This window comes from Shewanella sp. 5_MG-2023 (assembly GCF_030547465.1).
GTDB lineage: Bacteria > Pseudomonadota > Gammaproteobacteria > Enterobacterales > Shewanellaceae > Shewanella.
In genome coordinates, this window is sequence record NZ_JAUORC010000004.1 from 64,552 (window position 1) to 88,447 (window position 23,896).

Below are 23,896 nucleotides of genomic sequence, written 5' to 3' on the forward strand. Positions count from 1 at the left end.
ATGTCGCAATCTTGCCCAATTAAGCTTTGTTGCTGTTTTAATACTTTGTATAGCTGTGAAATATAGTACAAAATTTTTCAATCAAGCATAAAAAATGCCAATCAAAAGATTGGCATTTTCATTTCTCAATCATCAGTCAATATTTGACTGATTAACTGCGGTATTGATTAACTAGCTTGCTTGATACTCTGCATAGTAGCCATCAAGTACGACTCTTGTCGCACGACCAATTAACTCATAATCGTAGTGAGTTAGGTTAGCTAGTGATACACGCACTGAAGCATGAACAACATCAAATCCTTTACCTGGTAATAAAATTACCCCTGTTTTGTACGCTAACACAAAGAGGAAGTCTTGACCTTTATTGTTATCTTTAAACCATTGTACAAACTCATCGCCATAAAGTTTACCACCTAAAGCATCTAACTCTAGTAGGGTGTAGTAATCAACACGGTCTTCGTTTTCTTCAATTTCAACACCCATGTTTTTATACAATGTGATGTAACGTTCACGAATAATACGTTTACAAGCTGCTTTGTAATTATCTTCCAAGTCCATTAAACAACTTAATGAAAATAATGCCATTTGCACCTGTTGTGGTAATGCTAAACCAGCTGTGTGGTTTAGGGCTACAGCACGACTGTCGGCAACGATACGGTCAATAAACTTAATGTCTCTTGGTTCAGGTGTCAGTGTTTTATAACGGTTATCTAACTGTAATTGATGCGCTTCTGGTAACGCACGCATTGCATCATCAAATACGTTTTCATAATGAATACCGATAGTACCTAAACGCCAGCCGGTTGCACCAAAGTATTTTGAGAATGAATACACACATAAGGTGTTGTATGGCAGTTTGGCAAATAGCGAAATAAAGTTGTCTGCAAATGTGCCATATACGTCATCAGTGATGATAAACAATTCTTTGCGCTGTGTGTTAACAAAGTCAGTTAAACGGTCTAACGTATCGTTTGAAAACTTAACCGATGCAGGATTGGCAGGGTTAACCACACACAATAGTTTGATACCGGTATCAGCTAATTTTTCAATTTCTGATTGTGGTAACTGCCATGTATTTTCGTCTAAGCGTAATTCAACAATTTCTAACTCATATTCAGCAAGCTCTGGAATCTCTAAATAAGGGGTAAAGATAGGCGTCACTAACGCCACTTTGTCGCCTTTTTTAAGTAAACCATTGTTGAACATTGTCGCAAAAGTATAAGTCATAGACGCAGTGCCACCTTCAGTAGCGAACAGGTCAAAGTCAGTTGTCATTGGCATTGGGCCATACATTTCTTCACCTATGTACTGCTTAACCACTTTTTCAATGTTGGTTAACATACGTGAAGGCACAGGGTAGTTACAGGCTAAAAACGCGTTTACAAATTCGTGCAAAAAAGCTTGCTTATCAATACCTAAACGGTCATTAGCATAGCTAATTGCTTTTTGTAAAAACTTAACGCCATCTCTGTTTAGGTTTTCTTTAGCAAAGGTATCAAAACGCTCTACCACGCCAACACCATCCGGAATACCACCAAAACCTTCGTTTAAGTATGAGTAGCTGCGCTCTGATTCTTCGATAGCAAAATCGCCTAAACGTAAGAATGCTTTACGAGGTAAGGTGGCCAAGAAGTTGGGGTTACCGCGGCCCGCATCCAATAAAATACGATCTGGAACGGTTTTAGCCACTTCAATCAATTTATCTTTTAATTCAAATGGGCTTAAGTTGGCAAATTTAGTGAAATCGATTGTTGGTACAGTTTGAGTATTTGATGTAGTCATAATATTTTACCTATTTATCAATTTAAAAGGGTGAATTTGGGGTGATAGTCGATAAGAGGAGACGTCACTCTCATCGACTATCTAGGGTAATTATTGGGTTGAAATAATGCCGACAATGATTGGACCCCAAAGAGTGAGTAATACATTGGCAATGGCGTAAGTGACCGTGAAAGCAAATACCGGTGTTGCATTACCTGCTTTTTCAAGTAGAGCTGCAAAGCCGGGATTAGCGCTGCGGCCACCTGCAACACAAGCTAGTGCTTCAATCGGGTTCTTAATCTTCAATACGTAGTAAGAGATAAAGAAAGAGATAATTTGTGGAATAATGGTTACCGCGACACCTAGGAACAATAAGGTTAAACCGTTTTCTTTAACCATATCGATTGCCTGAGGTCCTGCTTGTAAACCGACAACCCCAACAAATACCGCTAAACCAAAGTCACGTAAGAAGTTTGAAGCGCCCAGTGGCAGTGATCCCATATTTGGTTTACGACTACGTAACCAGCCCACAAATAAACCTGAAATCAAACAACCTGCACCTGAACCAATTGTCACTGGAATACCGGCTATTTCGAAGTTAATCAGACCAATTAATAAGCCACCTACCATACCTAAACCAAACAGTACGTAGTCAGTTGAAAATAATGAAACTAAACGCTTACCGATGCCTTTTTCGATACGGTTAATATCTTTTGCAGAGCCAGTGACTTGAATAATGTCATTTTTATGGACGATAAAATCGGCTGAAATATTTTGCGAGTTACCACCACGGATCACGTCGGTAACATATACACCACGTAAGGTATCCACGTTAGTTTCAGCTTTAATCTGTGCAAGTGTTTTACCAATTAATTGCTTGTCATTAGCAACAAGTTGACGATTTTCTTCAATTAATACGGTGCCACGTGGTAATGCCACTTCATGCTTGGCTGACTCTATGTGTCCAGCGATAGCTTGGCGAAGACCGGTTACCACTAAGATGTCACCCGCTTTTATCACCACTGATTTATCAACTTCAATGTTTTGACCATCACGTGAAATCATTTCGATAGCGGTATCAAGCAGATCACCGTTTACAGTTTGAATATCTTGACCAATTAATCGACTGTCTGTAGGAATTTTATAAGCACGTGACACAAGATCTGTCATCGCATTAAATTCACCTGGCGCCAGCTCAGGCTTACCGTCAGACATTTTTTCAGCTAGCTTTAGTGCTTCTTCGCGGATATCCCATTTCATAAAGGTCGGAATTAACCATGACACCATTAAAATTGGGCCTAACGAACCAAAGATGTATGTTACGGCGTAACCCACAGCCACATTGGTTTGCATCAAGCTTTTAGCTTCTTCGGTCATGCCACCTAATTGAGATATCGCATCACCAGCAGTACCAATAATGGCTGATTGCGTTAAGCCACCGGCAGCAAGACCTGCTGCAGTACCACTGTCTAAGCTAAATAACTTAGCTGCCACTAATACCGTAATTAAACCGGTTACCGTCATCACGACAGCGGAAAGTAAAATGTTGATAGTTTTGAAGTTAAGCGCGCCAAAGAATTGAGGCCCACCTTGATAACCTACCGCATAAATAAATAATGCGAAGAAGATGGTTTTGACTCCTGGGTCTATTTGCACACCAAATTGGCCAATTATTACTCCCATCAACAAGGTACCTGCAATACCACCAAGAACAAAACGTCCTATGGTAATTTTGCCGATCAGATAACCAAGTGCCAGAGTAATAAACAACGCAATATAGGGCGAAATAGCAAAAAGATTTTGGATGATATTCATAATCATTGCTGCCTTACAGGTTAAGTTTACATATTAAGAATTAGGTGGAGCGAACTGACTGGCATATTTGCTAGAATTAACACTGCTGAATCCAGATTGAACCTTTCAATCCGACCGTTTGACCAGTGATACCTTGTGTCTTTCGCTTCCTTGGAAAACATCATAGGGATAGACATACAATCCGATTAATACATTTTGATGGATCTAACCCTTCGTAAAAGACAAAATAAAGTCAAACCATCAAATACCAATAAAAACCCCTTGATAACTATAACCTTAAGCCATACTCACTTAGGGGTAGTTGATTTCTAAGATTGCTAGACTTATTAAAATAAATTAAAAAGCTAAAAAATAGACGAATTAGATAGGAAATGGCGAACTATGCCTTCGCGTTCAGAATTGAGCGCCAAGTAAAGTTAGCTTAACTCACCGACTAAATGATTATGAAGTATCAGCAAGCTTAGCGGTTTAGCGGTTTAGCGGTTTAGCGGTTTAGCGGTTTAGCGGAGGACTATCCAACAATATAATGGCTTTGATTGGGCTCTTTACCCATACCTCGACCACACAACATAAAACTCTGTTTTATATATTATTAACATAAATTTTAGGTACAAAAAAACCTAACCTCAAACACCATTTTAGCGTTATTGCCGCAACAGTATCGAAGATTAGGTTTTAGTTTGTCAGCCTTTTCAAGCAAAGACGCTAGGGCTGGCTCGGTAGCACCGCATATAACAGTATATAAATCACAATTTCATTAACTTACATTAGTCGTATTCGGTTAATAACAGTTTAATTTCACGACTAAAATCGCCGCCATATTTAGCATCTCGCAAACCGTATTCAACAAACGCTTTCATATAACCAAGCTTATCGCCACAGTCATGGGATTTACCCGTCATATTAAAAGCTTCCACCGCATCTGATTTAATCAGCATATCAATAGCATCAGTTAATTGAATTTCATCCCCTGCGCCCGGCGGCGTTTGGGCTAGTAAATCCCAAATTTTTTCGGACAACACGTAACGACCAACCACGGCTAAATTTGACGGCGCTTGACCCACTGCAGGCTTTTCAACCATTTTATACACTTTGACTGACTCTCCAGCCATCACGGTTTCACCAGCGCAATCTGCAATGCCGTACTTATTCACTTGCTCATCAGGTACAGGGGCCACCATAATTTGACTGGCTTGGGACTCCTGATAACGCACCAGCATAGAAGCTAAGTTTTCAGTTCGCTGATCCGCTGAGTAGGCATCTAAAATGACATCGGGCAACACCACTGCAAATGGATTATTTCCAATACAGGGTTTTGCACATAATATCGCATGGCCTAAGCCCTTAGCCTCACCCTGACGCACATGCATAATGGTGACATTTTTAGGGCAAATAGACTGCACTTCATGTAATAACTGACGTTTAACCCGTTTTTCTAAGGTTGACTCTAACTCGTAAGATTTATCAAAGTGGTTTTCAATTGCATTTTTACTGGCATGAGTCACCAATACAATTTCTTTAATTCCCGCACTGACACATTCATCAACAATATATTGAATTAAGGGTTTATCAACAATGGGTAACATTTCTTTAGGTATGGCTTTGGTAGCTGGCAACATACGCGTGCCTAAACCTGCAACGGGAATGACAACTTTCATAAAATATCCTTATTTAACTAGCGCTAAATTGTATAGTAAAAGTAAAACTAAAATGATTTTCGAGCCTTTCGCTGAGGCTCAGAAGGTAAATAACGAACCGACCAACACAGGGTTATTATGGTTAAAAACAGTAACGTATTGGCTGGTGCTTGTAGATGGAAATCAACCGAGATATGCAAGAGCATATATACGATAGCCATAGCACAACCAAATGCGATACCCTTATAAAGCTTGTTATTGCGTAGATACATTGTTCGACAAGCAAGCCAAAACGAATACAACACCCAAGCGCCTAATATCACCGTCATAACAACACCATACTCAATTACAAATTGCACATATTCATTATGGGCATGATCATAAAAACCAGAGTAAAACTGGGGTTGGTATTGCGGAAAAACCGTATAAAAGCTGCCTCCTCCTGTACCTGTAAAAAGATTATCTTGAATGATAGGTAAGCTATCAATAACCACATTATCGCGGGTTTCTGAAGCAAAGCTGGTCTCAGCTAAGCGCTGCTTAACTTTTTCAATCCCAAAAATCGAACCAACAATAATCAAATCTAAAATAAAAATACTGATAACTAAGGGTTTAAACAATGTCGGCGGGCGGCGGTAAATAAATAATGCAATAACCGACATCAGGCCTAAAGCAGCAAAAAAGCCCGCATTGCCCATCCGCGAACGGCTCATTATTAGTCCTATAACCATCAACACGATTGCTAAACGTAAAATTAATTTTCGACTTAATAGTGTTGATATCATCCCGATAAGCATGGCGCGCTTATCTTGATCGTGCTTAGTGGTTTTAAGCTCTGATAACAGCCAACCAAACGCAATGCTTAAACATAAGGCTAAATAATTAGCAAAATGATTTTGATACACAAAGGATCCACGGGCCTTTTCGCCATCACTAAAACCTAAAATGGGCGAGGCATCTAACTGCAGTAGATTCAGAATCACCCCATAAAAAGCCTGCAAACACCCTGATAAGATAATTGCTATAAACAGCCACCTTAAGGTTTTAGAATGCTGACAATATTGGCTTAATAAGAAAATAAAAATTGAATAACACAGAGTCTTAAGGAGTTGTTGTTGAGTCTGGTAAGGGTCGACACTATCAATACCTGGAAGCCAATTAAGATACTGTAAAAATAAATATATCAATAACAGCCCTGGGGGGAGCAATAATTGCTTTTGCCACTGGTAGCGAAAAAATGCACTATCATGCTTCAGGCAATAGCCAAGATGTACTATCCCCAGTGATATTGTTGTAAATTCAAGGATCGCCAACGCCCAAATACGATTACTGCCTAAAGGGATTGGCATCCAAATAATCACCACACACAGAGCCAATATCATAAAATGATCAAAGCGTCCGCTGAAAACCTTCGTTGGTTTGGCAAGAGTATCCATTAACGACACAGTTCCTTTTCAACCCAGTTTTTATCTTTGGGAGTAAACTCTGGGGTGATAAATTTAAAGTAGGTACATACTATTGGCGTCATGTCATATTGCGTGGCTAAGCGCTTCAAATCAGTGCGCACGTCCCAGCTAGCCATAGCTGAAATCCGCGCCGTTTCAAAAACGTTTTTCTTTTGTACTAGGGTTAACTGAGGCCAATATGCAAAACCGATGGCTAGAATTTGATGCAATACTTCAGGGGTATAAGGACCGTACAGTACAGCCTTATCTAATAAAGGCCATACTTGTGACACATCATGCTGAATGAAGGCTAAATTATATGCGTAATCACTATAAGCATTAGGCCATGTCGGCCTTTGGGAAATGGCATTGGTATATAACTGGTTAAATAGTGCGTTATTGGCAGCGGCAAAATTTGCATATACGCCCCACTCCATGACTTTTGCCAAGGTCAATAAATAGTGAGGGTTTTTACTATCAAGGTTATAAGCATTATCAGCGGCCAATAATGCCGCTGAGTATTGAAGCTGGGTAGGAGGGTTATTTTTCTGCCAATGATCAATATAGAATCGGGATTTAAAATGATACGCACTGGCCATGCCTTTTTGCACAATAACCGGCAATATCGCCGCTAGCAAAAGGAGTAAAAATACATATATCAGCCTTTGCCTTGACCAAGTGAAGTTTTTTATCATTTTAAACTTCAACATTTTATGTCATCACCTTATGATTATTGAAATAGCGAATTAGAAATAGTTCTGGGTATCTCTGTCGTTAATGCAAAAGCGTACTCTTCATCAACTAAGCTACTAACCAATTGCTTTGCTTGGGCAATTTTAGGTGGGCGACGTTTTAAGGAATGGCAATCTGAAGCGATGATGGAATAAAAACGCTCTTTTAAAAATTGCTCACTCAATTGCTGCGGCGCCGAGCCAAAATCGCCAATTAGCGACGCTGCTGTTAACTGAAATAAACAGCCAGCTTGGACAAAGGGCTTAATTCTATGGGGGTGGTTTTGCAGCTCTCTATTACGTTCAGGGTGAGCAATCATCGGTAATACATTTTTACTCAATAACCAGCTAATTAACCTATCTGTTCCCGCTGGGATATGGCTACTGGGTAACTCTAATAGTAGGACATCTTTTTGCTGATAATGACCAATAAAAGGCAATTTATGTTGCTCAACAAACAAGACGATTTCTGGTGAAATCCGCACTTCCGCTGCCGCGCGCAATTCAATAGCAATGTTAGAGCTAACTAGGGCTTGTGAAAGCGCCTTATAAGCTGCAGATATTGAGTTGATATCATTGTCATATATGCCTAGATGGATATGCGGGGTTGCCACCATGCGGGTTACCCCTTGCTCCTGTGCCAAAGCCATTAAACTCAGTGCTTCATCAACGGATTTAGCTCCATCGTCGATATTGGCTAATACATGGCAATGTAAATCAATCATACTTTTATATTGTCCAAGTCAGAAAACGGCTTAGGCTTATCTTTGGCGGCATAATCTGCAAACTGCACAGGTTTATCTTTAGGAGTCTGATCTGCGCCGTAAGCTTTATAGTAGCCATAGTCACCTTGGTAATGCTGTGCATCTTTCGTATTAAACTGGTTTAGAACGACACCAAAGACTTTACTTCTCGCTTGATTTAATTTTGCTAAGCTTAATTTAATCACTTCATTACGGGTATGATCGGCTTTTACCACTAATACCGTTGCATCACATAACGAAGTAATAATCAATGCGTCACTGACGGCATGTATTGGAGGTGTATCAATAATGATTTTAGTGTATTGGGTTTTAAGTAAGGTTAACAATTTAGGAAACTGGCTAGAAGACAGAAGCTCCTGCGGGTTAAGTGGCACGGCTCCTGCGGGCATAAAGTCAACGTTCGGTTTAACATCGGCAACGATACAGTGAGGGAGACTTTCGGTACCAGATAAGAAATTTGCAAGCCCTGGTTGGTAAGAAGGCAAGCCAAAACGCTCACCCATACTTGATTTACGTAAATCCGCATCGATTATCAGCACTTTTTCCATAGTAGAAAATGCAAAGCCTAAGTTCATTGACACGCTGGTTTTACCTTCATTAGGCGTCGACGATGTGACCTCAATCGTGGAGAAATCTGTCCCCATCGCCATTAAAGACATCGAGGTTCTAATTGTCCGCACAGCTTCAGCATGTAAAGGCTGGTTACTGTCATAAAAGGCGAAATTAATCTCTTTATAGCTGGCTCTTTTCTTGGCTTTAGGTATATAACCAAGTGCCCGTTGCGATAATATTTTTTCTACATCATCGCTATTTTTGATGGTGTCATTTAATCCATCAAGCACTAACACCATGACCACCCCAAAGCCTAAGCTGGCAAAAAAGGTCAATATTACAATCAGCTTTTTATTGGGTTTAGTAGGATAGATTGGCACAATCGCTCTGTCAGTAAAGCGGGCGATAGGCGAGTCAAAACTGCCGGTCACTTCGGTTTCTTTTTGACGAGCAAGAAAGCTATCAAACAATTGTTGATTAGTATCAACTTCACGCAGCATGCGACGGAAATCAGTATCTATAGTGCTCAGGTTTTGAAAAGAGCCTTTTGATTTATTAAACTGCGCTTCTAACCCCTTCAGCTTACGTCCTGCTGTTTGCGCTTCTTCTTCAATACCTCTCACTAATCTTGCTATTTGGCTATGTAAATTACTCTGTACTGATTTAAGCTCAGCTTTTGCCGCGATCATTTTTGGATGCTTTGGCCCATAAATTTGCTCAAGCTCAGAAACTTTTCTTTCAACAATCACCACTTCACGCTTAACATTTTGAATCGAGGGATGGGAGGTTACTTCAGGTAAGCTTTCTAAACGGCTGATATCAGTAGCACCGTAGCGCCTGACCACGGTAATAAAACTCTCTGCCTGCGCTTTGCGTGAGCGTGCCATGGCAATTTCATCACTTAATCGTTCGAGCTCTTTAGCATCTAACGCTGTGACCCCTTCAACATCAACCAGACCATTCGCCCGCTTAAAAGATTCTAAGCGTGTTTCAGATTCATCTAGCTTTAATCTTAGCTCTTCTAGCCTTCCACCTAACCAAGTATTGGCCTTTTGTGTCATGCCAACCTTTGCTTCCAATTGACTTAAAATATAGGTATCTCCCACCACATTAGCCACTAATGCGGCCAAGGCGGGATCTGAGCTTTCATAACGAATATGGACCAATTGCGTTTTTCTAACCGGTGAAATACTGATATCTTCGGCAAAGGTATCGATTAATTGTTGCTTAACAATTTCTTGGTCAACATTTTCTGTAGCACTCCCTTCAGGCAATAAGTCATCAGGTAGGTACTCTTCGGGAATATATTCTTTTGGAATAAAATCGAGTAAATAGGCTAGTTGACTAAGCAAACTTGGTTCTGAGACAAATGCAGGGTGATTTATTAAATCTAATTCGTTAAATACTCGCTCTGCAATTGAGCGTGATTTTATAATTTCAAATTGAGTTAAATAATATTCTTGCTGCCCTGAATTAATACCATAAACTTCATCTATTTTAATAGCATTAGCCTGTTCTGATTCGATCAATAAGGTAGACTTTGCACTGTATATTGGCGTCATTTTCAATACGACAAAAATAACCAAAGCAGTAATCAACATCGCAAAGGTTAATATGCGCCATTTAAAACGCATAACAGGTTTTATTAGCTTCTTGAAATCAATTAGCTGATCCATTTGAATTTGAGGCAATGGGTTGGCTCGCCTTTCCTGCTGAGTCATTTAAAAGAACCTCTGTTCAATGGTAATAGTATCACCAGCAAAAATCTTACTGTTAATGTTGCCACGCTTGGAGTTTACCTTTGCGCCTTCTCGGGAAATATTGATTTTGTCTTCTGAAGCCCGCTCAGTCAGCCCACCGGCTAGTGCGATGGCTTGGTTAACTGTCATTCCTGGCTGATATGGATAGCCACCCGGTTTTTTAACCTCGCCGTGAATATAAAAAGGTCGATATTCCACCATTCCGACATAGACACTAGGCTCAACAAAATAATCCCCTTTAAGACCCTTATAAACAATTTGCTCCACTTGTTTTATGGTCAAACCGTTAAGTTTAATTGGGCCTAAAAAAGGAAAATTAATGGTGCCACTATTGGTGAGTTGAGTTTCCAAGGTTAAGGCGTCCTCACCATACACTTGAATAATAATGGTATCACCAGCCCCTAATAGGTAACTATCATCAGACTCGACCGCCTCTGCAGTCGATGTCAGCATCATGGATACAAGAGCTAAAACTAGACTTAAAAATAGAAATCTCATGATTGCACCAATAATTACAAGGTCATTTCGGCAGTGATAAAATAGATATTACGATCGTAATCAAAGCGTTCTTGTATTGATGTATTGTCAGCAATATCTGCACCTGCTCTTAGCGTCATCCAGCGCAACACTTCAAAATTGAACGAAACGCGATAAACATTGGTGGTATCTTCACGCTCAAAGCCTGTGTAATCGTCTTGTATTCGATCGTACCCGAGAGTGGTACCAAACAAGTCGCTCCAATCATGGTTCCATTTAACCCCGTAAGTGGTCTCACGAACATAATCACCAAATGTATCAGGGTCCTCACTACTGCGACCGGTATAGAAGTCAAACTGACTATAGGTCAATGGTTTCCAAGTTAACTTGGCATCCCAAGCTACACCGCTAAAATCTTCCCGCTCTTGATTATCAAATGCTTTTTTCTGATAGCCGATCCTAATAGAACCCTCAGTGGTACTGGTTGCTTCCCACTCAACACCTAACTGTAAATTTTGGGTATCACTGTCTCTATCTCCGCCAGGATCCATGACGTCATAAGCGGTTTGAATATATTGGTAATCAAGAAAAATACTAGTGGCTGCTCGAGTATCATAAAAAACGGTAGCCCCTAATTTAACGTTATCTTTATTACGGAACTGGGTTAATTCTTTAAAGTTTGTATATTCCTTAGAATCATATAAACCATTAATCCTAACTCTTGCCGGCGTTGATTTAGCGCCATACTCATAATAACCACCACCTTGAAAAATATCATAGGTAGCAGGTTCTGTTGGCAGTCCATCATCAAAGCCAAAATCGAACACACCAGTACCACGATCTTCGTGACCGTAAAAATACTTAGCTTCAAGATTGAAACGATTGCTTTGATTTAACTCTACCTGAGCGCGAGCTTTTAATAGTGCATCAAGGTAGTTATCGTCGCTACTATCGAAATAATCACCGTACTCAATACCGGCATCAATAGTATAAATGTTATTCCCATCGAGCATCTTTGCCTGCACCGCAGGGGCTACGGTTAATATCCAACTTTCTTCTTCATTTGTACTTCTACTGGCAATATTATCGTCATATTTTAAGCCTGCATTTAATGCTGGAATAAAATCAACACCGGACTCAGTGGTAATTACCCCAGCTTTTTCTTCAGCACTCACATTTGCTATCCCAGCTGAGATGACTAATAGTGTAAATATATTTAGCTTTGTTCTCATTGTTATCACCTATTCCTTTGATTGTGATTTTTAGTAAACATGTTTACCGACAAAACCTTTAAAGCATGTCATAAAGACAATTTTCACATCTAACCAAATAGACCAATTTCTTATATAAGCCAAGTCGAATTCGATTCTTTTTTCCATTTTATCAAGGGTATCGGTTTCACCACGCCAGCCATTTATCTGTGCCCAGCCCGTAATACCAGGTAATACTTTATGACGAAGCATGTAATAGGAAACTAAATGTCTATATTCTTCATTATGGGCAATCGCATGTGGTCTTGGGCCAACCACCGACATATCCCCCATGAGTACATTAAAAAATTGTGGTAATTCATCTAGCGAGGTTTTACGTAAAAATGCGCCAACATTGGTTATTCGTGCATCTCCTTTCTTCGCTTGAATAACCACATTACTGTTTTCAGTCACTGTCATTGAGCGAAATTTCCACACTTTAATTTTTCGCCCATCAAGTCCATATCTATCTTGCTTAAAAATAATAGGACCTTGGGAGTTTAATTTAACCGCGAAAGCAATAACCAATAAGACAGGACTTAAAACAATTAATGCCATAACGCTAAAAGCAAGGTCAAAACTACGTTTATAAAAGCGCATCATCCCGTTAACGGGTGACTCAAACACACTTAAGGTATCAACCTCGCCAACACTGCCTATGCGTGCATGCATTAAGTTTTTCAATAAAAAATCAGGGGTAATGAGCACATCAACTGTGCTGTCGCCTAGCGCTAAAATAATATCGGCAGTTCGCTGCTCCGCAATCATAGGTAAGCAAACATATAATTTCTGAATTTCACCTTTACGTGCAACATCGACAGCATCGTTAATAGTGCCTTTTAGGCAAGATAAGTCTAAGTTTTCAATACGTTCAGGGTCTCGATCATCGTAAAAACCAACACACTCAAAACCTAACTCATCATGTTTCTGTATTTGTTCATATAAACGCTGCCCAGCCTCCGTTAAGCCAACAATTGCAATTTTTTGGACGCTATAGCCCTTTTTACGGCGAAAACGTTTAATCTCACGAACACACAATCGCCAAGTCACTAACGATAAAAGACTTAATACATACCAGCCTCCCACCGTTACTCGTGAGTAAACTTCACTATATTTAAATACAAACAACAATAGGGTCATAAGCACAAAGGCAAGTGTTACATCCAAAGAGACGATCCTACACATGGTAGAAAACCGCCCTGAACGCCATGAGCGATAAAGCCCTAAAGACTCGCCAATATAGCTATAAAAAAACAGCACCCCAATCAGCACTAATAAGTAGTCCTTATTGAAAGTAATATTATAGCTATGCATCATGATCATTAATGCGGCGGCAATAATGGCAATATCAAAGATACGCAATAAGAAACTAGAACGGGTACCGACAAATTGAAGTGTTGATGGACTTTCCATTTAGCTCACCTAATTAACTAACGATGCATTTAAATTGATGTTCAATAACTGATACAAAGTATGTTCAACTAATTGTTTAGCTTTGGATATAGAATCACTTTCGGCGTAACATCTAAATTCCGGAGCATTACCCGATGGTCGTAAATGAACAATATTGCCATTAGTAAAACTTAAGCGTAGTCCATCTGTAGAATTAACTTCTAATAATTTATTTTTAGATAGGTTTAATTGCTCAAGTAAATACTCTGGCTGCTGTAAACCTAATTTAATAATTTGTTTACTGCGTTCAGTATTAAAATCTGTCAAACGGTCGCTATGGGTAAAGCGTTGGGGTAATTGTGCTACTAATCCTGCAATAGAGTTAGAATCAGTCTTACTCAAAGCACTATGAAGTACCATCAAAACAGGCAATACAGCATCGCGAGTAGGTAGTGCAGTCAAACTATGTCCATTAACCTCGATAGTAGACTCCAGCAAGAAGCCCCCATTAGCTTCAAATCCAGCAATACGACTACTTTGCCTTTCTACCTCAGAAAACGCGGCTATCACATGGGGGGAGCCAATTTTAGTTCTTACGACTAGATCAAAATAGTGGCTTAGTTCTATGGCGGTATTACAGCTAACGGGTACAACTAATCCATCGATATCTAACGCCTTGGCGGAAAGTAACCCCAGAATGTCACCACGCAGCCAGTTACCTTGCTCATCAGCGAGCAATGGTCTGTCACCATCACCATCAGTGGAAAATAACGCATCAAGCTGATACTCGTGCGTCCACTCGATCGCTTTTTGACAATCTGCTTCACTAACTGCTTCAGTATCAATAGGCACAAAGGTATCACTGCGACCAATGGATATAACCTCGGCACCCAGCTTTTCAAAAATGAGTGGATATAAATCGCGCCCAGCACTTGAATGTTGATAAATGCCAATGCGCTTACCAGTTAACCATGGCGAATCAAATAAACTCACATAACGATCTATGTAATGATTTTCAGCAGCATTATCCACGGTAAGCAAGGGTAGTTGCTCTACGCAAGGATAATAATATTCACTATTTAAAATCGCTATTTCATCGGCTTTAGTAATCTCACCATCAGGCCGATAAAACTTTAATCCATTTCGGTCAAAGGGAATGTGGCTTCCTGTCACCATGATACAAGGAACCTCTTGGCTCATCGAAATACAGGCTAATGCTGGCGTTGGGATAACACCATAATAAACAACCTTTACATCACACAGCTCTAGAGCTGCAGCACAGGCTTGTGCCATCGTAAAACTGCTTGGACGATTATCTATCGCTATTGCGATTGTGTGAACATTGAAAGAGTCTTGCATGGTGTTTAAAAAAGACACTGTGAAAGCTGCGCAGACATCAACAGTGAAATCACATACCAAACCTCTGGCACCGCTGGTTCCAAAACCGATATGACTTGAAGCTATCACTTGTTTTGAATTAAGCATTTGATACGCCTTTTGTTGCTACACGGCCATATCTGTCTTCAAAGCGAACAATATCGTCCTCGCTGAGATAGGATCCCGATTGCACTTCAATTAATTCTAGAGGCACTTTACCTGGGTTTTCTAAGGCATGGATAACACCAACAGGGATATAAGTAGATTGATTCTCAGTTAATAAAATGTCTTGATCGCCATTGGTTACTTTCGCAGTTCCCGATACCACAATCCAATGCTCTGCTCGGTGGTAGTGCATTTGCACTGATAACTTTGCCCCAGGCTTGACAGTAATTCGCTTGACTTGAAAACGTCCGCCATGATCGATGGAGTCATATTTCCCCCAAGGGCGATAAACTTCGCGGTGGTGTTGCCACTCGCTGCGTTCATGAGTTTTCAGTTGTTCTACAATATGTTTAACTTGTTGAACATCAGCTTGTTTTGAAACTAAAATCGCATCCTTAGTTTCAACAATAACCACATCATCTAAGCCGATAGTTGCCACCAGTTTTTCAGTGGCATTAACATAACTATTGTTGGTATCTATACCAATAACATCGCCTTTAAAGACGTTTCCATGGGGATCTTTATCTTCAATCTCCCATAATGCAGACCAGCTGCCGACATCGCTCCAACCGCAATCCATAGGCACAACCACTGCATGCTTGGTCTTTTCCATAACAGCATAATCAATTGAGTCTTCGGGACTTGTAATAAAAGCCGCTTCATCGACACGAATAAAGTCTACATCATGAGTAGTGTTGACCATTGCGGCTTCACAAGCGGCAAAAATATCAGGGCTATATAATTTAAGTTCTTGTAAATAAACACTGGCTTTAAACAAAAACATGCCGCTATTCCAATAATAATGCCCAGTGGCAATATAATCTTTCGCAGTTGCTAAATTCGGCTTCTCAACAAACTGAGAAACCTCAAACCCAAGCTCATCAGCGAGTAACTCACCCCGTTGAATATAGCCGTAACCTGTTTCTGGCGCTGTCGGCACAATGCCAAACGTCACTAATTGGTTATGTTCTGCTAGGGTTACCGCTTTGGTGACAGCCTCACAAAATGCGGTCTCATTCTTAATGACATGATCTGCGGCTAGCACTAATAATAAAGGGTCTTGCCCATTGCGAACCGCATACATAGCAGCAAGTGCAATTGCGGGGGCGGTATTTCGCCCTTCGGGTTCTAATATAATTCCGCTGTTATCTATATTGCCTAAACGAAACTGCTCAGCAACAGAAAAACGATGTTCTTCATTACAAATAACTAAGGGCGCTGAATGAATAATTCCATCTAGTCGGTTCGCTGTTGTTTGCAACATTGAATGATTATCTAACAAAGTAAGAAACTGCTTAGGAAATTGCTGGCGAGACAATGGCCACAAACGAGAGCCTGAACCACCTGCCATAATTACGGGTAAAATCATATTCAACCTCGATAAAAATTATTTTTACAGTGACCAATAGGGAATTTAACGTTAAAAAAGGAGCGATGAGCGTTACCAATCACTTTAATAAGGATTAATTAATGCTTTTGATGAATGTACTTTATGAATATCGGAAAAATTTTAACGCCATTAATAACATACCGACCAAATAACCTTCTTGGTGATTGCATTAATCTAAAAAACCATTCTAGTGATAGTTTTTGAAATATCACAGGCGCTCTTTTTTCCTCACCACTTAAAAATAAAAAGGAAGCACCAACACACAAAGCCAGACCTGAAGCACCTGCCTGTTTAAGTTTTTGGCATAGAATTTCCTGTCTTGGTGAGCCCACGCAAAGAAATATTAATTTAGCAGGATTGGCTAATACAAAATCAACACACTTACCTACTTCAATATCATCATCAATAAACCCCATCGGAGGATTATAATGATTAACTGAGCGTAACTTATATTTAGCTTTTACAAAGGATATAGTTTCATCTGAGCAACCAATAACTGTTATATCAAAATCTTTTTCTGGCAAAGTCTCTATGATTCGTTTGGTTAAATCACTACCTGGAATAACATCTCCGATATCAACCCTAGCCAGCTTAGATAAGAGATTTAAAATTCGGCTATCATTGACAGTAATATCAGCTTTATCATATATAGTTTTAAAGCTTGAATCAGAGTTGTACCTGATGACATGGTCTACATTAGGCGTAACTAGCATTGAATATTCACCATTATAATTAACAATATGATGAACCAGATTATCGGCTGTAAAGTCATTAAAATTCACACCCAAAAAATTATTCTTTTTTGTAAAATCCATTTTATTCACCTTATGAAAAAGTCAGTAACTTTAATTTTGTTAGAAAAAAGAAAGACTAACCCTACACAGGTTTTTCTTGCTGTAATCAGCATCAATGCAAGTGAGCTAAAGCAATGATTCTTTAACACGCCGAAAGAGCCTTTGAAGTATCGATATCTGAACTCAGCAATGGGATCGCGATGGCCAATTAGGTTTGAGTTGCTAAACCATATATATTTAGATAACAACATTGCTCTAATGGCAAAATCAGTATCTTCACCACCATTATTTTCACTGCCAACACCGAAACTCTCATTAAAACATCTCAATTCAGCGACAATCTGACTTTTATAAATAGTGGTGTTTGAAGACGCGTTTTGAACCAATTTATAAGCAGAATGCTTTTCAATACCACCAACAGCATCTATCGGGCTGGAACAAAACTTGGTATAAAAAAGGTCGCAATCATTGGTACTTACTAACCCTTCAAAATTGAGCCAAAAACTCGTAGGATACCAGCAATCATCATCGGGAAAGGAAATGTAATCATAATCACTAAGAAGATCGAAAACTCTCTCGATAATAAAATTTCTTGCTTTAGATAGTGAAATGATATCTTTAATGTAAAAGTGTTCGGCACAATAATTATCATTATTAGCAGGTTGAATCATTTCAGTCTGAGTGTAGTTTTGAAATAAAACAGCATGAAAGAAGACGGCCTCACTACTTTGCGAGTGCAAGCTATTAACTAGGCGTTTAAAGTCTGAGTAGTTAGTTTCATTATAAACGCAAGTAGTTATAAGTAACACTTTCATAAATCAATACCTAAATAATAAATGGGTGAATCAATAACAAAATCTAGAAAACTACCATTATATATATATGCTGTATAAGTAAGCTTCAGGTTGAAATAGGTAAAGCCTAAGATCAAACAAGAAGTAAAAATACTTAAATTAGCATTTTTGTAATATGAGAGCTTAGTGCTGAAATAATTAAAGATGATAAAATAGTTAAGCCACTTAAAAGAATCATAAAAGGTTAAAAATCTTAGAGGTAAAAAAGAACTAATATGACAAAACATCAGAGCAATGAATAACACCACTAAAAAACGGTAAACATTCCTATATTTTGAGTCATAAAAAAATACAATTATCCCACTAAAAATAAAAATACTAAAATCAATCAGTTTAACAACTAGACCTCTTGATTTATCTTCGAGATCTTCATAGTGACCACTAAGGTTAAAGTATACAGCAACATAAAAAATAGATAACAACACCGTTGCCGTTAGTAATAGCTTGTATGATATGTAGTTAATATTGTACAAACAAAACAATAATATTAGTGCGGCCATCAAAACCGTTGAATTATGAGTAAACACTGAAACAATAGAGAAAAACAAACAAAACCATGGCTTTTTTATATACATAAAATAAAAAGTCAGCACCAGAAACGAACTGGCCACCTGTTGTCTGATTAAATTATATGCATTACCAAAATCATAAAACACCAACATTTGAAACAAAACCAAAGAGCAACATATCAAGACATTTACTTTTTCGCGCTTACAGATCTCGATAATCACAAAGGTTGGAATCAGATAAATCACACAGTGTACCCAGAGAATATAAGCTGGATAATATCCATTGGTCGCTTTACTCGAGATATAAACAAAGAAATGATACAGGGGCTCACTTGCTTTCAATGACACGCTAGCCAGATCATCTTCAAAAGCATTAAAAAAACCTAATTCATAATCTGAAAAATTAGTAAAGTAAGTATAATACCATTCTAGGTCGTTACCCTTTACGAAAAACTCCCGATTAAAATTGATTAAAATAAAGAAAAACACAAGCGATATAGGTAGTAGCTTTACCAATTTATAGTTGTGAGTATAAACAATCAAAAAAGCACAACAAAGAAACGATAAAAAAGGAGTAAATATAGAAAACAATATTAAAACAGCAAAAACAAATGAAAACTTAACATTTAGAATACTATCATCATCGCTATATGATAAGTGACTATCCACAAGTACTCCTTGTTAATTACTATGTTTTATTTTATAAGCCATTCTTTTTATCAAGAAAGGTAAGCCTGTTACGGTTTTCAGTGCATAAAAAAATGATTTACCATTAATAAAAATAGCATTACCATCTTGCTCTATCGAATACAAAAATCTTTTGGTACCAATAAACCTTTTTTTAAAGGAGTTGAGTCTTGGCATCACTATATAATAAAAACAAAGATATTTTTTCCTATATAATATAATCGCTTTCAATCTCTGATACTCAGCATCGTCTAAATTAAGACTGTTGAGTAACTTTTCTTCATATTCAAATCTAAGCTTAACCGTCTGATAAGAACACGGTGTATTTGAAATTCGATACTCATCATGATCCACATGGATAAATGTTGGCTGCTTAAAAAACAGCACACTTAGCTTGCTTAAATGTATTTTAAGGATTAGCACATGGTCTTGGTATTTTTTACAATTATCAAAGCCACCAATTTGCATCAATGCTTTTTTTCTTCCCATAACCATAGGAGTATAACAGTTACCATCTTCGAGTAATTCAATCGGAGTGGTTCCCTTGAAGTGGCAGAAATCTAACTGATATTTTTTCCCATTAAACTTAGAGTACATATCACTGCAACAAATATCGTACTCGCTGTGCTCATTAAAAAATTGAAGTTTAGCTAAGGTTGCTTCAACAAGCAGCATATCGTCATCATCTAAAAAAGTGACGATTGAGGTTTTGGTTAATTCAACCCCTTTATTACGTGCTATACAAGCGCCTGAATTATCATTTAAAGCATAATATAATAAGCGGCCATTAAACTCAGGGGCTACGTTATCTATTAGTGCTTTAGTTGAAACCTGGTTAGGTGTATCTAGTCCATTATCATCTATCACCACAATTGATATATCTGGATGCTGACAAGAATGTATTGATTTTAAAATCTTTTCAGCTCTGCCATAAGTAGGGATCACCACGGTCAACTTGTTAACATCATTGTCTTTATCCAACATACTACCTACCTAACACGTAATGAGTCATCCAACTATTACTACTTAATAGTTTATCAATAACAATAGAGCCTGCGATGCCTGCTGTAAGCCCAACCATAAAAACTAAACTCGTATTTAATACATCAAAATAATTTAAAAAAATCCGGCTTGATGCCGTAAAGAACACATGGAACAAATAAATAGAAAAAGAATAAACTCCAATGTATGAAAGCCATTTCATCTTTATTTTCAATAAAAACAGAGTAAAACAAAAGCTAAATCCAATGCCAATTCTTAATGCTCTGTCATCAAAGTCAAAGTATAACGATAACCCGTAAGATACCAGTATCGCTAAACTAACAGTTAACGTTTTTTGCACAGCAGAGGGGAACCTTGAGTTCATCATGCCAAATAAAAAGAATGGTAATAAGTAAAAAAAACCATCTAAAGATAAATAGTTAACATCAACGCCTAAAAGGTAAATAACGATAGAAAGAACCAAAATAAAAACAGACGTTAGATAACTATTGAGCAGATTAAAAAACTCAAACAAAGTAACTAAACAAAAAACTAAAAAAATCGCCTCTAAAAACCAATAATGGTCGACAGGAATAATATGCATAAGCCAAAAGTTTATCGTTTCTCGATTAGTCCCTGGCACATAAAACTGTAACAAAGCATACAAAGTTCCAACCGTTAGCATAGGGTATAGCAATCTTGCCGTTTTCTTTTTTAAAAAAGGAATAAAATTGCTTTTTAAGGGTCTCATACCATATATGAGTCCTGATAAAAATGAGAAAAGCGGCATACGAATATAAATAAACACATCATTAATATCACGTAATACGCCTGAGTCTATTCTCATTCCTTGCGTAGATGAAGATCCAATTACGTGATAACTAACTAACAATATACATGCCAACCCCCGTAACGTGTCAATTTCAAGCTTTCGACTAGCCAACATAATTAAATCCTTATGTTAAAGCATCTTACGAAAACAAATTTCCTATAAATCCATTTAAAAGATAAATATTGTTCATTAAAATAATGCTATCAACTAAAAATTATCATTTCACATTCATATAAAAACAAAATAGACAATGAGCAATAAAATGAATATTTTTTATACTTGCTACTCTTTGAAGAATCTACAACGGGTTTAGATAAAATCCTGTTTAAAATCAATCTTGGATTCTTAATATAATTCTTATATGACTGGGGAAAAAAAGGTAAATGACCTTTCGAAAACGCAAACAAGGTCGACAAAGCCAAAGGGGGATCTATTTTATCTCCTGCCAATTTAAATACTGAGATAACTGAATGATTTTCGGTATTTATTTTTTCATTTATTATGTAGGATGACTCTCTCAAAGCCACCTCAACTCTAGAAGAAACAACCTCTTTTGAACGGTTAACAGTTAAGGTACCAACACCTCTGGTCACACAATAAAAAACTTCATCCAACACACTAATTTTATTCGCTTTACTCCCTGACACTAAAGAGAACATCACATCATTAGATGCTAAAACCTCATCAAAGCGAACATTATTCTCAACTAAGAATTTACGTCTAAACACCTTGCTCCAGGGGACATAAAATTTATAGCGGATATCTTCACATTCAGACTGTAAATAGTTATCAATCAATTTAGCATATCGAACATGCCTGTCTGACTTTTCTTTTTCAACCAAACAAAAACTGGTTGGTTTAAAGTAGCAAATGTCACAATCTTTTTTAAGACCAGAACAGATAGTATCAAAAGCATTATCTACAAAATAATCATCGGAATCAGCAAATATGATAAATTCTCCTTTAGCATGCTTTATCCCAATATTTCTTGCCGCGCCAGCACCTTTATAACCTGATTCATTAGTCAGCACAGTCAAGTTTTCATAATGCTTAACCATAAACTCATCTATATAGCCAGTCACTTTCGAATGACTATTATCATCTACAATTATAACTTCCACATAGTTTTTGGAAGGTATTGTTGATAACAATTTATTCAAACCATTGATATTGTTATAGTGAGGGATAATGACTGTATATTTATAACTCATTTGCTAAGCCCTTTACCTATCTTTAATAGTGCTAAATAAACCATTAAGAACCCATTCAAATAAAATGCATATTGAACATGTAAAGTAAAACGGAGAAAAATTAAAATAAATCACTGACTTACACCAAATATTAATAATCAAAAATTAGTCGCTAATACAAAATTTGCAGCTAAAATAATTACACTGCTGATAACCCCGTAGGATATCGTACCAAATACACTTGACAGGCCTGAAGGAAAAATATGTTTACTCATTAGCAGGTAGCATTGAATAAAATTAATTGTAAAACTGATTACTATTAACCAACAAAGCGTTTCTAAACCACCTAAATATACCCCGATAACAATGGCACTTACGCTGGTGATGGCATGGTAAAAGCCGCATTTCAATAATAAATCTGCTCTACCCGCAGCTTGGTAAAAACCACCACTTGTACTAATCACCACTTGAGTTGGAATTGAAATAGAAAGAATTCTAAGCAATATAGATACATCCCCCCATTTATCACCAAGTAAAATGAACACGATTTCATCGGCAAAGATACATATTAATATTCCGACTAAAGCACCAAGCAATGACATATATTTAGTAAACTTTATATGTAACCGTTCAAATTCAGGAGGGTTTTCTCTAAGCTCCTTCATAACAGGTTGTATTGCCGGCGCCATTGCAAATGTTAATATTAACAGTGGGTATCTCATCAATCGATAGGCTTTATCGTATATCCCTAGGCTTGTTGCACCTAAGTACTTACCCACTAAGATATTATCTAAATTTTTTGAAAAGTAGTTTAAAAAATTAAAGCCGGCTTGATCCTTTGAAAAAGCCAATATTTTTTTAACATGGCCTAATTCTCGGCCAAAGTGCGGAATACCTTCTTCTGTATTCTTAGCGGCAAACAGTATCAAAATATATCGAAAAATTGAGACGACCAAAGGCTTTATCGCTAGCGCCCATATAGGTTCAAAATAGTCTAAAGTGAGCAGTAAAAAGACAATGGAAATGATCTCTGCTATTGCTTCACATCGCGCTATGGTAATAAATTTTTTCTCTCGGTTTAGTGCAGACATCGGCACTATAACCGAGGTGTTAAACACAATACTAATGCCAACCGGAATAACTAAATATTGATATATGTCATCACCATAAAACCAAGCAATAAGTGGAGATATGATAAAGAAAATTACAGAAACCGCAGCACCCAAAACCCAAGTAAAACTGTAAATACCATCGCGCATCTGCGTTGATATTTTGGATTCATTAATTAAAGCAGGCCCAAAACCCATCTCGCTTAATAGGGCAAAAAAAACAGCAAATACTTGAATAACAGCAAATATACCAAAAGTTTCAGGTGTAAATATTCGCGCTAGTATCATCATTGATAGTAACTGCACTAAATACACTAAGTATCGACCTGTTACGCTATAGAGCATTGAACTAGCTAATTTTTTCCCATTTGAAATTTCAGGCATGAATCACTTTTAGTCCTTTAACAGTACCGAGGTTAGTTGC

The 23,896-nt window shown here is 37.8% G+C and carries 19 protein-coding genes; all 19 read right to left on the minus strand.

The window, feature by feature from the left end; genetic code table 11:
• Positions 1–171 precede the first annotated feature (171 nt).
• Complete coding sequence (locus Q4557_RS03135; RefSeq protein WP_303410605.1) at positions 172–1,782, minus strand: bifunctional aspartate transaminase/aspartate 4-decarboxylase; 1,611 nt, start codon at positions 1,780–1,782, stop codon at positions 172–174.
• A gap of 90 nt (positions 1,783–1,872) precedes the next feature.
• Positions 1,873–3,576 (minus strand): aspartate-alanine antiporter, encoded by a 1,704-nt coding sequence (gene aspT, locus Q4557_RS03140; RefSeq protein WP_303410607.1) that lies wholly within the window; start codon positions 3,574–3,576, stop codon positions 1,873–1,875.
• Positions 3,577–4,343: 767 nt separating this feature from the next.
• A complete protein-coding gene (galU, locus tag Q4557_RS03145) occupies positions 4,344–5,234 on the minus strand; it encodes a UTP--glucose-1-phosphate uridylyltransferase GalU (protein WP_102439059.1) in 891 nt (296 codons plus the stop codon).
• Between the two features lie 47 nt (positions 5,235–5,281).
• Complete coding sequence (locus Q4557_RS03150) at positions 5,282–6,649, minus strand: O-antigen ligase (RefSeq protein ID WP_102439061.1); 1,368 nt, start codon at positions 6,647–6,649, stop codon at positions 5,282–5,284.
• On the minus strand, positions 6,649–7,368 hold the full coding sequence (locus Q4557_RS03155; protein ID WP_102439063.1) for a hypothetical protein: 720 nt from the start codon (positions 7,366–7,368) through the stop codon (positions 6,649–6,651). Before Q4557_RS03155 ends, Q4557_RS03150 begins: the two co-directional genes overlap by 1 nt.
• 20 nt (positions 7,369–7,388) lie before the next feature.
• Complete coding sequence (locus tag Q4557_RS03160; RefSeq protein ID WP_303410608.1) at positions 7,389–8,114, minus strand: tyrosine-protein phosphatase; 726 nt, start codon at positions 8,112–8,114, stop codon at positions 7,389–7,391.
• The gene (locus tag Q4557_RS03165; protein WP_303410609.1) at positions 8,111–10,426 is read right to left on the minus strand and encodes a polysaccharide biosynthesis tyrosine autokinase; all 2,316 of its coding nucleotides are present in this window, start codon (positions 10,424–10,426) and stop codon (positions 8,111–8,113) included. Before Q4557_RS03165 ends, Q4557_RS03160 begins: the two co-directional genes overlap by 4 nt.
• Positions 10,427–10,963, minus strand: coding sequence for a polysaccharide biosynthesis/export family protein (locus tag Q4557_RS03170; RefSeq protein WP_102477065.1), 537 nt, complete (start codon positions 10,961–10,963; stop codon positions 10,427–10,429).
• A 14-nt stretch (positions 10,964–10,977) separates the two neighbouring features.
• Complete coding sequence (locus Q4557_RS03175; RefSeq protein WP_102477064.1) at positions 10,978–12,174, minus strand: outer membrane beta-barrel protein; 1,197 nt, start codon at positions 12,172–12,174, stop codon at positions 10,978–10,980.
• A 30-nt stretch (positions 12,175–12,204) separates the two neighbouring features.
• Entirely contained in the window at positions 12,205–13,605 is a 1,401-nt protein-coding gene (locus Q4557_RS03180) for an undecaprenyl-phosphate glucose phosphotransferase (protein WP_303410612.1), read from the minus strand.
• A gap of 9 nt (positions 13,606–13,614) precedes the next feature.
• Positions 13,615–15,069, minus strand: a complete 1,455-nt coding sequence (locus tag Q4557_RS03185; RefSeq protein WP_303410614.1) for a phosphomannomutase — start codon at positions 15,067–15,069, stop codon at positions 13,615–13,617.
• Positions 15,062–16,495, minus strand: a complete 1,434-nt coding sequence (locus Q4557_RS03190) for a mannose-1-phosphate guanylyltransferase/mannose-6-phosphate isomerase (RefSeq protein ID WP_102477061.1) — start codon at positions 16,493–16,495, stop codon at positions 15,062–15,064. Before Q4557_RS03190 ends, Q4557_RS03185 begins: the two co-directional genes overlap by 8 nt.
• A gap of 98 nt (positions 16,496–16,593) precedes the next feature.
• On the minus strand, positions 16,594–17,331 hold the full coding sequence (locus tag Q4557_RS03195; protein WP_102439080.1) for a WecB/TagA/CpsF family glycosyltransferase: 738 nt from the start codon (positions 17,329–17,331) through the stop codon (positions 16,594–16,596).
• 5 nt (positions 17,332–17,336) lie between these two features.
• On the minus strand, positions 17,337–18,125 hold the full coding sequence (locus Q4557_RS03200; protein ID WP_102439082.1) for a glycosyltransferase family A protein: 789 nt from the start codon (positions 18,123–18,125) through the stop codon (positions 17,337–17,339).
• Positions 18,122–19,342 (minus strand): EpsG family protein, encoded by a 1,221-nt coding sequence (locus tag Q4557_RS03205; RefSeq protein WP_102439084.1) that lies wholly within the window; start codon positions 19,340–19,342, stop codon positions 18,122–18,124. The genes Q4557_RS03200 and Q4557_RS03205 overlap by 4 nt, the downstream gene beginning before the upstream one ends.
• A gap of 12 nt (positions 19,343–19,354) precedes the next feature.
• The gene (locus Q4557_RS03210; RefSeq protein WP_303410619.1) at positions 19,355–20,344 is read right to left on the minus strand and encodes a glycosyltransferase family 2 protein; all 990 of its coding nucleotides are present in this window, start codon (positions 20,342–20,344) and stop codon (positions 19,355–19,357) included.
• Position 20,345: 1 nt separating this feature from the next.
• Positions 20,346–21,287, minus strand: a complete 942-nt coding sequence (locus tag Q4557_RS03215; RefSeq protein ID WP_303410621.1) for an acyltransferase family protein — start codon at positions 21,285–21,287, stop codon at positions 20,346–20,348.
• A gap of 89 nt (positions 21,288–21,376) precedes the next feature.
• Complete coding sequence (locus tag Q4557_RS03220; protein ID WP_303410623.1) at positions 21,377–22,384, minus strand: glycosyltransferase family A protein; 1,008 nt, start codon at positions 22,382–22,384, stop codon at positions 21,377–21,379.
• Positions 22,385–22,521: 137 nt separating this feature from the next.
• Complete coding sequence (locus Q4557_RS03225) at positions 22,522–23,856, minus strand: lipopolysaccharide biosynthesis protein (protein ID WP_303410624.1); 1,335 nt, start codon at positions 23,854–23,856, stop codon at positions 22,522–22,524.
• Positions 23,857–23,896 lie beyond the last annotated feature (40 nt).